Source organism: Bradyrhizobium sp. Leo170 (genome assembly GCF_004296405.1).
Taxonomy (GTDB): Bacteria; Pseudomonadota; Alphaproteobacteria; order Rhizobiales; family Xanthobacteraceae; genus Bradyrhizobium.
Window position 1 is genome coordinate 1 of the sequence record NZ_PSRR01000203.1, and the last position, 15576, is coordinate 15576.

The following is a 15576-nucleotide window of genomic DNA, read 5'->3' on the forward strand; positions in this document are numbered from 1 at the left end:
TATAGGGGTTGCCGGTCAGCGCTTTCACATGGGTGACGAACTGACCGCCCTTGGCGGGCGCGAGGTTGGTGGCCACCGAGACCTTGACGCCGAACTCGTAGGGCCGGTGGGCCTTGCCCTTGCCGATGCACTCCACCTCCGGCGCGTGCAGCGAGTAGACCTTGGGGCCGCGCTGGTGCTGCTTCTGGTCAAGCACCCGTCGCGCCAGCGCCAGCATGCGTTCGAGGACAATCTCGCCAAGCAAGCCGGTGCGGCCTTCGATCTTGCGGGCAATATCACGGATGACGCGACCGAGATAGGTTCTGAGCATCTTCAAGGCCCGGTTGGCGCGCTTGGAGGCATCGGTTTTGACGCCCCGAGGTAGAGCAATTTGGGCAATTCAGTTGGCGACCGGCGCCCGTCTGTCACAGGTTTGCTAATCTGCGCCTGTTCGCTGATCGACGCGCACCCGGCTCCGGACGATGGACGCGCGGTCACCGCGCAGCCCCCCGTCAATACGCCGTCTCGTCGCGAAGAGCGGGGCGCAAATGCCGATGGCGCAAGGGAGAGCAGCTACAAACCTTCGTATGGCACTTCCATCCCTTGTCATGGCGCTCGCCTACCCCCGTACAATTGAGCGTTCAGTTGCGATGGACCTAGCCTTGGGCCAATCAGCAAAAGTCGATTGCCCGGCGATTACAGGGAAGATCGACGCAATCGCGACGATCCCAGCGGTCCGCACGTGGAACGCGCGCGACAGAGAAGAAGCCGCTGTTTTGCCCTGGGAGGCTGCATATGAGACTGAAGCGCTGCTTCCGCTGCCCTATTTTCCGCATGACCGCGCGGATCACAATGACCCCGCAGCCGCACTTCATTTGTGCGCGCGGTGCGACCGCGAACCAGAAATCCCGGGAAGCTATCACCGACGCGAGACCTACAGGAGATAAAGATGGGCGATAGCTCCCAATGCTCTCACCAACCTGCAGCGAAGTGCTGCGCCGTCTGCGGCGGGAAGTTTGGCCTGATCCGATATTACTCGTGGCGCACTGCGCTGTGCTCCAGGAAATGTCTGGATCGGTTCAAGGCGCGTCGGGAGCGCGATCGCCGATGGCTGTTCGGATTTCACGGAGCCTAAAACAGCTGAGGTTGAAGGCCAATGCCGCCCTGTCTTGTACTTTCTTAAACGTGTCGAGGAAGTTGTTGAACTCCGGCTTTGCTGCATATTCGACCCAGGTCTTTTCGGCCCACGTCGATCCGCGCGCGGAGTTGACGAGCTTGCCGGCAACAGCGCCGTTCAGATCAACCTGCTTTGAGGTTGCCCATTGGATGAACAGCTAGGCTGCTCCCTTCTTCTTGGAAGCGGCGTTCATCGCTAGCGACCATATCCAGATGTTGGATTCGAAGTCTTTGCCGTTTTGAGCGCGCAAGGGGGGTGCGAATGCGATCTTACCCGAGGCCGGCTTGCCGGCCACGTCGTTCCAAAAGCCAACCATGTTGGAATCGATTGCCATCGCCGTGCGTCCTGAGTTGATGCCATCGACCACTTGATACCAGTTGTCGTTAGCAAAGGACGGACCCGCGCACTTCTTGATCATGTCCACATAGTCCTTGTGGAAGGCGATTGACTCAGGTGAGTCGAGACCCGTGTCCAGCTTGCCGTCCTTAATGACGAAATCATGCACTCCGTAAGATTTGGCAATCGAGATCGCAGCCGTGTGGATGCTGCTCCAAAAGCGTACGCCCAACGGCGTGAGTGCGGGATCCGCAGCTTTTAGCTTTGCGCATGCGGCGGACATCTCCGGCGGAGTCGTCGGCACCTTGATGCCGAATTTGTCGAGGATGTCCTTACGGTAGAATAGCTGGATGTTCTCGAAGCCGTGCGGAACGGCCCACACCCGACCGCTTCCCGCTTCGATCTGCCCATCTGTCACCTTCCAGGTTAGCGCATCCCGCAGCGCGGGAAAGAAATCCTTGTAGTCATAGTTTGATGCGGTGAGTTTCGGATCGGTCAGATACCGATCGAGCGGCTCGAGCAACTGGCCTGGCGCAAGATCCCAGGCTAGCTGAACCCCCGTCCCCACGACTTCCCAAGTCGGAGATTTTGTGCTCAGTTGGATCGTTAGCTTATTCCAATAAGCGTCGTCCGGATAAAGCTCAGGCGTCACCTTGATACCGGTTAGCTTTTCGAACTCCGGCAATTGAGCCGCGACGGCGTCAGCATAGGGATGAATGTCGTATGCCCAGACGATCGAACTACCTTCGAACTGCCTCCAGTTGACGTCGTCTGCTTTGGCTTGCTGAAGGGGAATGGCCGCTCCGGTCAGAAGCGTCGAGCAAATAAGAGCGCCTCTGGCAAAATTCGCCAAATGGCCGCAAAAAGCAGCGAGCTTCCTTGGCATGCTTCCCTCCAATGGGCTCTTTGGCCCGTAAGCCCACGCGCCCTCCTCTTCCAGGGCCGCAGTGCCGAGCAGGCTACCTGTAATTTATTCTCGTCTTAAGCGGGCTTTCCAACCGAGGTTGGGTAAGATTGAGTAACGTCGGACACTTCGGGCATTTCCGCAGAAGGGGAGAATAAACGCGGATCAGCAAGCAGAGCGAGCCACACCGGGGCTGAAGTTGCAGGCTACGTCGCAACCTGTCGGTTCATGTTGCACAATTCCGGTCTTAATTTTGATCTCGTGCAGTTATACGGCTCCTTCCCCACTTTATCTGGCGCCAGTAAGCCGTCGTACCAAGGCGTCGAGTCTAGATCTCATTTTTCGATAGTCGGCTTATGTACCGGATCGATAAGAACTTGCCGCTGAGAACAAACGTGCTCCTCGGTTGTACGATATCAAGAATGGCGGCTGGAATCTCACAAAGACGTTCATCGTCGGGCTGCCGCTCGACGAGGGTGGGCACCGGGAGGCGGAGGTTGTTGAGGACCAGATACGATTCGTGCCGATCGCTCATCTCGAAGATGAAATGCCGCGCCGCGGTTCGCCGTTCGGTCGGCTATGGCATCACGATTGGAGCGCCCGCGCATGGCGAAGGCTTGGATGCTGCTATGGTTGAATGTTCGCGTTCGCCGGATCACTCGGCAGCGTCAGCCCTCGCCCTTTTCCCACGCCGGCCCCGTCTCGGCGGCGCCAGCTCCGGAGTTGTTCGCATGTTGAGCATCGGGTTGGTCAAGCTTCCCAGTGTGCGATCGTATCACCCGAGCCTTCTGAACGATAATAGGATTCCTGCAGCGAAGGTGCACCGCTGAGCACATCTGCAGCCCAGCTGCGCACACCTCTGCTGCATAAGCTGAAACTCCTCTACACACGCTATTCAACCAGTACCGGGCCCGCCGCTTCGGGTCCATTCGAATTTACCTTCATATTCGGTGCAGTTCTTTTCGATCCCACACATATCGTTCCTGATACTGTTCGCCGCATTCGACTCGCATGCACCGCGCGCAGTGCACCAACCATGACGTAAGCCAAGACTGCGGCTCCTAAGCCGGCGAATGCTGGATAACTCTCGCCTTTCCCCTGCCTACGAAAGCTAGATTGTCGCGACTATTTGCATGACGAACCTGCCGCGACTGAGACAGCGTCGTGAGAGGCAGCTTCAGGCGCGCCGACAAAGCCCTGGTACGAGCCTTGCTTGATGAAGGGCAAGACCATGTGCTTCGCGCCGAGCCGCCGGATTCCTTCCGCCTTGGTGTCTGGCTCCGGACATGGATGTCTTCAACCGGACACGGTTGAACACAACAACACGCAGCGTCAAACGATGACACGGTAACAGTCGTTGTCCAAAGGAGCGAAGCATGTCCGGTATTGCAGGCGCTTTTCTGTTGCCAAGCCGTTCACAAAAGACGGTTTACGATCGGCTCAAGCACATGGTTCCGAAGCTTGAAAACCGTGGACAGGCGGGGTTCGGCGTTGCCGCGTTCATGCATGCAAAAGGTTTTCAATATACAAAGTCATGTCGGCCACCACGCGACTTCGCAACGATTGATTATGATGAACAGGGTGCGAATTTCAGGCCACATGTAGCGATAGCACATATTCGTACTCCATCTTCCCGGGAGAACAGTGACGGCGACGTCCAGCCCCTTGACAACCATAAAGCCGGCCATCGCCACTTGACCGTTTGTTTGAACGGCGCTTTGGCCAACGCTGATGAACTTAAGGAAGAACTGCTTGCCCAAGGCTATCGGTTTGGCAGCAGAACGGATGCAGAGCTTCCGCTCAAGCTTATTGAGCGCATTTGTCAAAAAGACTATTGGCAGCACGCTTTGCCGGTTGATTACGAGAAAGTCTTTCGTGACATTGATGTCCGTATTGATGGGGCCATCATCGCACTTTTATTGGATGGTCAAGGTAATCTAACTGCTTTCCGCAATCGTAGTGATTTGCGGCCTTTGGAATTCATGAAAACCGAAGACGGTTTTGTACTCTTTGCCTCCGAAAATTGCGCTTTCTCCGGACTACAAGGCCAAGCGGACGAGATATTGCCAAGTCACATCAAGTATGTGGACGGACAAACGGGAGATTGCATCACTCGCTTTGTTGGCCGTGCTGGACACAGCCCAAAGCTTTGCGCCTATGAGACGCTCTATCTAGGAAATACGAAAACGTCGATACGAGGCCACTCTCATCTGAGCACCCGTCACAATATAGGCGTTACCCTGGGTCGAATTATCTCGCCGACTTTAGTGGTCGAAACGGGCTCCGCCCCCATCATCGTTTCTTCCATGCCGCGTACGGGAAAGCCGTATGCCGATGTTCTATTCGCATCTCTGGCCGAACAACAGGGTGCCCTCGTTCAAAGGCACGAAGTGATCGCAACATGCTGTTCGGAGCGCACGCTCATAGGCATCGCTGGCGAACGCAAATCGCTTATCGCGCAAAAGTACCGGGTCGCAAGCAAAGACGTTACAGGCCGAACCATAATTATAGCCGATGAGGCGCTCATTCGCGGCGATACAAGCCGGGCAGTGACGGAAATGCTCCTTGCCGCCGGGGCCAAGGCTGTGCATTGGGCAATCGGTTCTCCGCCCATCGTAGCGCCAAATTACTACGGCATGGGTATCGACACGATTGATGAGTTAGCGTTCTGGAAAGTCTGGAAAACATTGCCACCCGAAGCGCGACAGAACAGTCTGCGTTTCCATAAAATCGAGTCGCAAACGCTCACGGTGATCGAAAGGCACATTGCTTTGTCCATCAATGCTGCCAGCGTCACTTATCTGCCCTTTCATTCTCTCGTATCCTTGCTGCCGCAGGGGCATGATGGAATCGATCTATCTCCGTTTACGGTCGAGATGCCAACTCCTGCGGGGCAAAAACGCGCGAACGAAAACTTGAATAGATTGGTCGCCGATCTCGCCTTCACAAAAGTATCCGCTGCCTGAGGTCACGATGAAGCCGGCTCTTGTATTCGATTGGAACGGCACTCTGCTCGACGATGCCGATGCCTTGCTGCAAACGACGAACGCCATTCTGAGCCGGTTCGGCCGCGCTGCCATCGACATGCAAACTTTTTTGGACCAGTGCGACGTTCCACTTTCCGTCCTTTACCGCAATCTCGGAATGTCGGAACGCGAAGTCGAAACAGTGGATAGCGATGGCAGCGCTATTTTTCACGACACCTACGAGCCGCTGGCGAGCAAAGCCGATCTGCGCGACGGCGCCCGCCGCATTTTGGAAACGGCGCGTCAACAGGCCGTTTCCACCATCATTCTGAGCAACCATATAGTCGAACCCCTCCGTACCCAATTGCGACGGCTTGGAATCGACGATTGCGTCGATGAGGTTCTGGCCTTTGAAAGCCGCGCTACTCAATACAAAAGCATGAGCAAAGGCGAACGGCTTCAGCTGTACATGCAAACACACAATCTGAACCCTGGGTCAACCGTCTTCATCGGGGACATGCCGGTCGAAACGGATATTGCACGCAATCTTGGCTTGATCAGCGTAGCCATTACCGGCGGGTTGGTGTCCGAGTCGCGTTTGCATGCGGCGCAGCCGGACTACCTCATTGATAACCATCATAAGCGGCTGCGCGTTCTGCAAGAAACCGGCTTTTTTCGAAATGCATAGTGAGCGAGAGCATGACTGAAAATCCATTATCGACCGCAACGCCTATGCCAGCGCGACAAAAGATCGGCCTGATCGGCGCAGGACGCATGGGAACCGGCATAGGGATCAGTCTTTTGCGTCATGGCGCCGAATTGCATATCAAAGCCAACAAGAACCGTAGGGGTGCGGAACGTTTAATCGGCATGGGCGCTTGTGAACGTGCTTCCATTGCTGAATTGGCCAGGCATGTAAATGTCGTCGTTTTGTCCTTGCCTTCAAGCCGCGAGGTTGAGGCAGTCTGTCTTGGGCAACACGGATTGTTCGCGCATTTACCCCGACAGAGTCTGATACTTGACTGCACAACGTCTCATCCTGCTTCAACGCTCGTTTTGGCCGAACAGGCCCAAAAGCATCGCTTAGCCTTTATAGATGCCCCCGTAACGCGAAGCCCTGAACATGCAGAGCAAGGACGTCTCAACGCCGTTGTTGGATCGGATGGGAAAAGTTTCCGTATCGCTGCCGGTATTCTTGCTGCGTTTTGCGAGAACATCGTCCCTGTCGGCGATGTCGGGCAAGGCCATAAGCTCCAGCTGGTCTATAACGGCATGACGATGGGCATAGCGGCGGTAACTGCTGAAACTTGCCGGTTTGCCGATGGCCTTGGCGTTGATCTTGCAACCTTACGCTCGTTAGTCAGTCGCGGCGCGACCAACAGCGGAATATTCCAGAATTTCGCAGCCTTTATGTTGGGCGAAAGACCGGATGTTTTGGCGATATCCATTACCAATGCCGCAAAGGATATTGATTGCGCCGTGCGGTTAGCAGGCGAAACCGCAATAGCAGTGCCGGTTCTGACTGCCGCCGCGCAAAAATTACACACCTCTGTTGCCGAAGGCAAAGGTGAACTCACCTTACCTCATCTCGCGCTTCTCTGAGGACAACGGATGACATAGTAACAGCACCCGAAAAACTGGTGTGCTGCAGACTTCGATGACCGTCGCGATTTCGGCAGTCGGCGGTTGTTCCTGACCCGGCAAGGTGCCGCAAATGTTGCTTTCGATTCTTTTCTCCTTCCCTACCGGTGCTGCCCTGAACATTTCGCTGACGGTGGATGGGCGCTGTCGCAGAAGATCGAACACAGTTCCGCTTAATCTGCGATTGGCTTCGCTGAACGACAAATCCTGAAAATTTGTGCAACCGTACAGCAGTCGCCGAAAATATGCCGAAAAGATAGGGCACTTACGGGTTGGTCGGAACTGTCTATGACGGCAGATTCCCGGCCCGAAATTACAGCGAGGCTGGCGTGAGGGTTTTCCGCAACCGGCCATCTCAGACGGGGAGGAAACTCACAGTGTCACAAACATTCATCCCGTACGCACCAACGGTCTCCGCAGGGCCGGCCGTTTTGACACTCGCACCTCCCATGTCTACCCTCATTGGGGACAAAGGCTACGATGGCGACGGCTTTCGCGCCGAAATCGTCAATCGCGGCGCGAAGCCCGTCATTCCAAACAAAATCCAACAGGGTGATCCTCCACAGATTCAGCAAACGCGTCGACAAAAAGCGCAACGTTATAGGCGCTGTTTCCGCCGGCAGAAGGATTTCAGGCGTGTTGCAATTCGCTACGACAAACTCGCCAGGAACTTCTAATGCTGCCGTCTACCTCGCGGCCATCGTCGCCTATTGGATCAATCGAGTCTGAACCCTCATACTCTTTCAACGCCAGGCGCGCGGGAAGCGGAACCCATCACCGAAGAGTCCGGTCCATGACCACACATCGCCAGAGGATTTTGAGGCCGCGTCCTTCTCCCCCGCCACTGGCCTGCCGGCAATGCGAGCGAAGTTCTGGATCGCTTTGGAGACGAGCTGCGGATAGGTGAGGAGAAAGTTGTCCGGCTGGGTGTGCATCAGCGCCGGCATATCCTTCTTTTTTAAATCCTCATACGACTCATTCAGCATCTTCTTGTACAATGATAAGCTATTCGACGTGCAGCGGCCGCCGCGCGACTTCACACGGAAGATCGCCTCCGGGGCAATTTTCCCAGAGATCATCGCAACGTTCAAACGCCCGCGATAGCTGGTGCTGTCGAGTTCGGCGGCATCGCCGATTACCACCCAGCCATCGCCGTAGAGCTGGGGTATGGTGTTGTAGCCGCTTTTCGGGATGAGGTGCGCGGAATATTCCTTGAGCTCTGAGCCGTCGATTAGTGGCACCACCGACGGATGACGCTTGAAGCGGTCGAGCAGCCCGTAAGGCGTTTCGCCCGTTCGCTGGAGATCGGAGACGAGGCAGCCGATGCCGAGTGAGATGCACTCCTTGTTCGCATAGATGAAACCCATGCCGGTCATCCCGCGCGAGATGGTGCCGGCGGCCTCGATCACGACCCCTTCGTCGCGCTTGAGATTGAAGCGGTTTTCGATGGTCTCGCGCGGCAAAAGGTGCATTTCCTCGACCTCCAGCGCAACCTGGTCGGGCGTCGGCCGCTCGCGCAAGCCCGCACACGTCCCGAGCAAGCCATTGACGCCCTCGGCGAGCACCACTACGTCGGAGTGGATTATGCCGTCCTGTCGGTCAGTACGCACACCAATGACGCGGCCACGGCGGTTCTGCGCCAGCTCGGTAACGGTAGTCTGGCACAAGAGGGTGGCGCCGGCCTCCTTCACCTTGCAGGAGAACCATTTGTCGAATTCGGGGCGGATGACGATGTACCGGTTCGGTCGCTGGTGATTGCAATCGTTGAAGCGGTAGCGCAGCCCGATATGGGAACGGCTCTCCATTATCCAAAAGCGCTGCTCGACAAGGCGGCGCTCGAGGGGGGCATTCTCGCGGAAATCTGGCGTCAGCTGCTCCAAGATGTCCGCATCGAGGACTGCCCCCTGCACGTTCTTTGATCCGGAATATTCGCCGCGCTCGAGCTGCAGCACCTTCATGCCGCGCTTGGCCATGCTCAGCGCGGCCGCGTTGCCGGCCATTCCGGCGCCAACAACGATCGCATCGAACCTCTCTTCGATCATGGGCCTCTCCTTTGTTCAGTGGCGCATGTTCTCAAACCTACCCTCGCTTGCAACGCGGTCGCCTGCATAGGGCGACGGCGGAGGCGGCGAGATCACGACCCAAGATCGTGCTTCCCAACAACAGGATCTCCGGCTCGGAGGTGTTGACAAGGCCGGTCAAGGCCTTGGTGTCGGACACGTTGCGGCAATCTGCAAGCATGTTGTCGGCAACCAGATAGAAGGTCGGCGCCGTGGCAGAGTTCGACCGCGGGCGCTGCGCGTCGCCTTTGTCTCCGGACCGATCACGACCTCCGCGAGATCAACTTTCAGCTTCAGCTCCAAGGAGACTGATTGCACTGGCCGCGCTCCTGTTCGATAAAGACCCAGACATACTGCGTTGAAATTCACCGCGAGCGCCTTCTTGCCGGCGCGCCCTTCAGGAGACGCGCGAGCTCCTGTCAGATCGCTCATCATCAAGACTCTTCGGATCAGGCATCGCGGGCCAGCGCCGCAAGATCGGTCTCAAGCTTGGGCTGGTGCTTGAAGATCGCGTCGATCAATGCTTGCGCCGGCTGCTCGGCGGCTTCTACCAGCACCGCCTTCTCAGCGCGCGCGGACGGCGCGAATACACGCTTAACGACGGTCGGCGAGCCCTTGAGACCGCATTTGGAGATGTCCTCGACGCCGGCCTGCTGCGCGTTCCACTTCACGATCGGCGCCCGGGCGGCACGCAACGCATCCGCCATGGCGCCGCGGCGAATCTGGTTGGTTGCCTCCAGCATGGTGATGAGACACGGCAGCCGGGTGCGGAGCACCTGCACGCCGCCTTCGGAGCGCCGTTCCGCTTCAACTGTGCGTGCGGCAAGATCCAAGGCACTGATCTTGGCGACGTAGGTGAGCTGCAGCACACCTAGCCGCTTCGCGACGCCGGGCCCAACTTGGGCGGTGTCACCGTCGATGGTCTGCTTACCGGTGAAGATGAGGTCCGGCGGGCCATATTCCTTGCCGATTTTGCGGATGGCGGTCGCAAGTGCGTAACTCGTCGCCAGCGTATCGGCGCCCGCGAAGCAGCGATCGGTGAGCAGTACGGCGCGATCGGCGCCAAAGGTGAGCGCTTTGCGTAACGAGTCCTCGGCCGACGGCGGCCCCATCGTAAGGACGGTGATCTCGCCGCCGAATTTATCGCGCAGCTCCAGCGCGGCCTCGAGCGCGAAGAGGTCGTATGGATTGATGATGGTCGGCACGCCCTGACGCATGATCGTGTTAGTCACGGGGTGCACGCGGATTTGCGCCGAGTCGGGAACCTGCTTGATGCAGACGACGTTGTGCATATGTTTCTCCAGACATTGCAATGGCTGGCGAAGAGAACAGCAAGTTTCGTACCACTGCGCGAATTTCAAAATCAGCAGCGATACAATGCTTTTTGGAAACGTCATCTCACCCTAGCCTGACGTTTGCCGGCGACGGAATTGCGACATTGGTCCTGACTACGACAGCTCGGCTCGCGCGGCTTAATTTATCGTTGATCTGGGTCAAAGCGGGTGGCCCAAAACGGATTCGCTTCCTCGGGAAACCGCAGCACCCGCTGCGCTCATGAGGAAGCCTAAGCCTTGAGCTCATTTGCAACCGACGAGGCTTCGCATCACCAGGAGCAAGCGCCGCGTCGCAACGAGCTTGCGGCGCCTGCGGCCACGAGGCACACGGCGATACCTTCGTAGTCCCGCAGCGCGCGGCGGTTGCTCCACATGAGCGGACGCGGGCTTAGAATTGAACGCGGTCAACCAGCAGACGATGATCTCGCCGACTGAAATCCGGCGTGAGCTGATGGTCGATTGCGACATTACCCAGGCAGTGGCGATGGCAGCGCCCGCGCCGCCGATGGTCACGGCCCCGACGCGCGCCAAATCCTTTCAGAAACGCTTGATCTCGACACCGTATTTCCTCAAGGCGTAGCCAATCTGGCGCGGTGTCAGCCCAAGCAGGCGCGCCGCCTTCGCCTGCACCCAGCCGGACCTTTCCATGGCCGCGATGACACGCTCGCGATCTGTGATCTTCGCACCACCTACGAGGGATGCGCCGGCTGGTGCCAACGGAGCCAGGTCGCCGCCGAAAGGCGGGACCGGCATAGCCGCCTCAGCCGGCGGCATGGCGGGCATAATCGGCACTGATACGATCGGCCGCGGCTGCAGCGCCACCTCGTCCGATCCGGTTTTCCACAGCATCGCGGAAAGGCACTGGCCGTGGCAGCAGGCAAAGTCGTCTCTTACGATCGATGGTCCAGGTGCAAGGGTCGCGGTCCGCTGCACGCAATTCTCAAGCTCGCGCACATTTCCGGGAAAACCGCAGTTCATCAGTACTTCAATCGCACTGCTATCGAAGTCGAGCGTACGGCCGTTCTCGCTGTTGAAATTTCTGAGGAACTCGGTGGCGAGGAGCGGAATATCACCGCGCCTTTCGCGCAACGGCGGCAGCAGCAAGGGAACCACGCTGATCCGATAATAGAGGTCGGCGCGGAACTCGTTGCTTGCCACCGCCTCTTCCAGGTTCTTATTGGTGGCGGCAATCACGCGAACATCGACCTTAACGGTCTGGTTGCCGCCGACGCGCTCGAATTCCTGCTCCTGCAGGACGCGCAGTAGCTTTGCCTGGAACGAAGCCGAAATCTCGCCGATCTCGTCCAGAAATAGCGTCCCCTTGTCGGCGAGCTCGAAGCGGCCCTTGCGGGAGCTGAACGCGCTGGTAAAGGCACCCTTCTCGTGACCGAACAATTCGGATTCCAGTACCGTTTCAGGCAGCGCCGCGCAGTTGAGTTTTATGAGCGGACGCTTGGCGCGCGCCGACCGCTCGTGAATCGCCTTGGCGACCAGCTCTTTTCCGGTACCGGACTCGCCGCGCAACAGCACCGTGCTGTTTGATTTGGCCACCACCGCGATCTTCTCGAGCAGCGCCCGCAGCGCCGGGCTGTCCCCGATGATCCCCTCGACATGGACCTTCTTGCGCTCCCGTGAAGGCTGCTTGAGCTCACACAATTGCTTTTGCAGGCGGTCCTTCTCCACCATCAGTCGCTCGCGGTCACACGCGAACAGCCGATGCAGCTTCACCGTCTGCCCTACAAGGTTGGCGATCATGGTGAGCAGCCGTGCGTCGTAGTCGAGCCGGACGCTCGAGGCCTCGTCCAGCATTCGGTCGATCGTCAGCGTGCCGACGACATTCGCATCGATGCGGATGGGAACGCCGAGGAACGACACTGGCATCTCGTCGGAGGCCCCGAGTACCTCCATGTCCGCAGCACTGAAGGCCGAATGCACCGCTACGTTTTCGGCGACGAGCGGCATGTCCGACGTCACGATCTCCTGCAGTGCCTTCTGCGGCAGGCGCATCCGGTAGCGCTCGTCGCTGCCTTCGCTCCAGCCGGCGCCCACGGTAATGTCCGGCACGCCATCATCGTGGAATAGAGAGACGATACCGTGCCGCATCTGTACAAACGATTGCAGAAGATCAACAACGTTGGCCAGCGTGACTTCGAGCCGGCAGGGCGCGGTGAGTACTTTCGATATTTCGAAGATCCCGATAATCGCGCTCTCATACGACGGCACAATAGGGACCGTGTGGTCCGTCTCGGAGTTTGAGTTAAGCCTTTCGCGTACGGAAGGGATATGCAGCATGACGACGTCTCCGTTGTCATGACCATCCTCCCTGTCGCTCTGTTCGGATTTGCGAATATTGTGTTGCATGTCATCCTCGATCTCGCCCTACAGGGAATGACCGCAAGAGATAACCCCTTATTATGGCACGATGGTAAAACTTACAGCGCCTTCATCGTGGCATGACGGTAAACTTACAATGCTTTGATTTGCTTATTCTCTGCTCTTCCGAACTCGTCGCGCGGATTCCGTGGAAACACGAGTTCCATTGATGTAACTCAAATCAGCTGCGATTTTTTGTTGCAGGTAGGGGGTCGATCACAGGTGTTGGCCACCATCGATCGGCACCTCGGTGCCCGTGACATAGCTTGCCGCATCCGAGCATAGGAAGAAGATGACCTTCGCGACTTCTTCCGGTGTGCCCACCCGGCGCAGCGGAATATTTGGCACAAGACGCGCTTCCGTGTTCGGCGACAAAATGTCTGTTTTGATCTCGCCGGGCGCGATCGCGTTCACGCGAATGCCATGCGGTGCATAGTCGTGCGCCTTTTCGCGCGTGAGACACGCGAGCGCAGCTTTCGATGTTGCATAGGCGCTGCCGGCAAACGGGTGCACCCGCGAGCCTGCGATTGAGGTCACGTTGACAATTGATCCCGACGCTGCTCTCAACTCCTCAAACAGGCCTTGCGCGAGCAGGATCGGCGCCACCAGATTGAGGTGGAACACCCTCATCCAGGTTTCGACTGACGTCGTCAAGGACGTCAGTCGTGCACCGTTCGGCGTCTTCGGCGAAATTCCGGCATTGTTGATCAATGCGTGCAATGGCGCGCCCGCGAGGCGCTCCTTGACCTCGGCGATGGCGCGCGGCAGCATCCGATGGTTGCTGAGGTCGACCTGGACATGGTTGTCGGCCCCTGACTCCCACGGGCAGCGCCCGCCATCGAACGGTTGGCGCGCGCAAGAGATGATGCGCCAGCCCGCTTCCGAAAACAGCTTTCCGGTGGCGTGACCGATGCCGCGCGACGCCCCGGTCAGCACCAACGTCTTCCGTTCTCCCTGCTGGATGCCGGCTCTATCGGTGTGAAACGGACAGCTCACGTCGGTCGCCGACCGTGGACCGGCGACCGCATCGTCGTTTCTCAGATCGAGACTCAAAACGCACCTCCCATCTTGCCCTCGCCCGCCAACGCGGTGCAGGATTTGGGCCAGTGCGATGCAGAGGAATGCTCGCACCTTTTGCGGCCCAATGTCGTGTTCGCAACAGGTTGGCGGGTTCGGGACATCGGGCGCGTTTGCTTTCGGACAGCAGCAAACGCTGGTGCACACCAAGCCGATTTTCAAGTCCTGCAAGACGTGCACGGCACTGCCCATTTGGCTCGGCTCTTGCTCCACGGCCCTAATGCGCGCTGGCTTTGCCGCAAATGTTGTCAATGCGGTCGGTCGAGGTCCGTAAATTGCGCGGATATCAGAACCGCTGGCGAATTCGTTGGCTCTCACACCATTCGATGCGGGGAACGACGTGTTGCTGTTGAGCAATCCGCCCCTCCTGAGAACCAGGTTACCGGCCACGTCATTCCATTCATCATTCCGTGATCGAACTGGGTCTCAGGATCGGCGGCAGCGAACCCTCAACGGTCGGCTAGCTCAGGTTGATGCTCGTGCCGCAGCGGTAAGGTTACGTTCGGTCACCCGAGCGTCGAGCACGACGAGCAGATTTAGATCATCGAGGCCCTGAACGCATGATCTGGACTTATCCAGACTGTGGATGCATTCGATCAAAACAATCAGTTTTACCAATTCTAGGAATGACGGCAAGCAAAAAGCCAGTTGGAGAAATGAATTCAGGCATACCGGGATGGCTATCGATCTTTGCCTGGCTTTGAGAAGAATTCTCAGGTGCACGCCGAGCATCAACCGAGGCGCATGTCCATTGCGGCCACGTTCTTCGGCGGGCTACGCAAGCTGCGTCGCGCCGGCTCGACGCGACAAGCGGTTCGCACGTCGCGTAGGCGCTTACTACCGATAAACCTCCGTATAGCTGTTCCAACCCCTTTTATATCACCCGCTTATCTCCGTATAATTGAACCAACCATGTCGAATGGAACTTCTCGTGCTCGGTCGCTCGTCGTCCAGAGCTGCTGCTGTGGCGCAGCGCCCAAGACTACAACCATGACCCAGCTACCGGATAAGCCCGCCTCTGGGGCCCAGCTGCCCCTGTATTTGGGGACATGCACACGGCCATATTCATGAGTGCCTGTTATGCTTTCTCCAGCATTGATCGCAACCTTGATGCGCGAGAGCAGCATGTGAAGGATGCAGCTTAAGGCGGCGCTGCTCCCATAATCCCCGCAGTTCCTTCACGAGAGCTTCACGCCTAGCCTGATCGAACGTAGTTGTATCAAGGAGATCCCCGAGCACGGCTTCGCCCTCGATCCGCATCAGTAGATCGAACACATCATGTGAAATACGCACACCGTCACGGCTGGAGGGCCCCGTACGGATCTCGCACACGGTCTCTTGGCGATCTAGCGCGGTGTAAGCGCGGACTCGATAGAGGCGTGCATAAGGCGGAAATGAAACCGCGAGCCCAGTCCAATCCTTCAGCATTGCAGCCCGCTTTTTGACGAGGAACGGCCCGACTACAAGTCCATCCAGCTCTGTCGTCAGAAACGCGGCAATCGCGTCTGCAACCGAATCCACGATCGGCTCGGCATCGTTGCTAAAGGACGTGTTGAGCAGAACTGGGATGCCCGTCCGCCTCTTGAACGCATTAATAAGCTCCCAGTAGGCGCGGCTGCAGAACGGCGATGTGTTCACGAAGTTCATGACCAAGCTTCTGAACCATTCTCAGGTAAAATCGCTATTGTCGGACGAGCATTTTTCGGTGGACGGGACGCTGATCGAAGTT

At 57.7% G+C, this 15576-nt stretch carries 9 protein-coding genes and 5 pseudogenes; 6 read left to right on the forward strand and 8 right to left on the reverse strand.

All coding sequences use genetic code 11. The features are described 5' to 3' along the window. Positions 1–376 (reverse strand): annotated as a pseudogene (locus CWO89_RS27960) (IS5/IS1182 family transposase); the annotation flags it as partial. 937 nt (positions 377–1313) lie between these two features. Further along, positions 1314–2378 (reverse strand): ABC transporter substrate-binding protein, encoded by a 1065-nt coding sequence (locus CWO89_RS27970; protein ID WP_245474928.1) that lies wholly within the window; start codon positions 2376–2378, stop codon positions 1314–1316. Between the two features lie 1394 nt (positions 2379–3772). Between CWO89_RS27970 and CWO89_RS27975 the strand changes: the two genes are divergently transcribed. The 4 genes and pseudogenes from CWO89_RS27975 to CWO89_RS27990 all read left to right on the forward strand — a co-directional run. Next, positions 3773–5362, forward strand: a complete 1590-nt coding sequence (locus CWO89_RS27975; RefSeq protein WP_245474929.1) for an amidophosphoribosyltransferase — start codon at positions 3773–3775, stop codon at positions 5360–5362. A gap of 7 nt (positions 5363–5369) precedes the next feature. Next, complete coding sequence (locus CWO89_RS27980) at positions 5370–6050, forward strand: HAD family hydrolase (RefSeq protein ID WP_130228486.1); 681 nt, start codon at positions 5370–5372, stop codon at positions 6048–6050. Between the two features lie 11 nt (positions 6051–6061). Next, on the forward strand, positions 6062–6964 hold the full coding sequence (locus CWO89_RS27985; RefSeq protein ID WP_130228487.1) for an NAD(P)-dependent oxidoreductase: 903 nt from the start codon (positions 6062–6064) through the stop codon (positions 6962–6964). Between the two features lie 449 nt (positions 6965–7413). Next, a pseudogene (locus CWO89_RS27990) lies at positions 7414–7732 on the forward strand (transposase); the annotation flags it as partial. A gap of 14 nt (positions 7733–7746) precedes the next feature. Here the strand turns inward: CWO89_RS27990 and CWO89_RS27995 are convergent. The 3 genes and pseudogenes from CWO89_RS27995 to CWO89_RS28000 form a co-directional block, all read right to left on the reverse strand. After that, positions 7747–9045 carry an FAD-dependent oxidoreductase gene (locus tag CWO89_RS27995; RefSeq protein ID WP_130581829.1) on the reverse strand — a complete coding sequence of 433 codons (1299 nt, stop codon included), beginning with the start codon at positions 9043–9045 and terminating at the stop codon, positions 7747–7749. Between the two features lie 79 nt (positions 9046–9124). Next, a pseudogene (locus CWO89_RS49650) lies at positions 9125–9495 on the reverse strand (electron transfer flavoprotein subunit alpha); the annotation flags it as partial. Positions 9496–9512: 17 nt separating this feature from the next. After that, the gene (locus CWO89_RS28000) at positions 9513–10355 is read right to left on the reverse strand and encodes an electron transfer flavoprotein subunit beta/FixA family protein (RefSeq protein ID WP_028168869.1); all 843 of its coding nucleotides are present in this window, start codon (positions 10353–10355) and stop codon (positions 9513–9515) included. Positions 10356–10791: 436 nt separating this feature from the next. On the opposite strand from CWO89_RS28000, the gene CWO89_RS28005 reads away from it, so the two are divergent. Further along, positions 10792–10977, forward strand: coding sequence for a hypothetical protein (locus CWO89_RS28005; RefSeq protein ID WP_130228489.1), 186 nt, complete (start codon positions 10792–10794; stop codon positions 10975–10977). On the opposite strand, the gene nifA is transcribed toward CWO89_RS28005, so the two are convergent. The 3 genes and pseudogenes from nifA to CWO89_RS28025 form a co-directional block, all read right to left on the reverse strand. Further along, complete coding sequence (nifA, locus tag CWO89_RS28010; protein WP_028168867.1) at positions 10935–12758, reverse strand: nif-specific transcriptional activator NifA; 1824 nt, start codon at positions 12756–12758, stop codon at positions 10935–10937. The genes CWO89_RS28005 and nifA overlap by 43 nt on opposite strands. 228 nt (positions 12759–12986) lie before the next feature. After that, positions 12987–13823 (reverse strand): SDR family NAD(P)-dependent oxidoreductase, encoded by an 837-nt coding sequence (locus tag CWO89_RS28015; protein ID WP_028168866.1) that lies wholly within the window; start codon positions 13821–13823, stop codon positions 12987–12989. 1089 nt (positions 13824–14912) lie between these two features. Continuing rightward, positions 14913–15458 (reverse strand): annotated as a pseudogene (locus CWO89_RS28025) (carbamoyltransferase C-terminal domain-containing protein); the annotation flags it as partial. A 1-nt stretch (position 15459) separates the two neighbouring features. Between CWO89_RS28025 and CWO89_RS48135 the strand changes: the two are divergent. Next, positions 15460–15576 (forward strand): annotated as a pseudogene (locus tag CWO89_RS48135) (IS5/IS1182 family transposase); the annotation flags it as partial.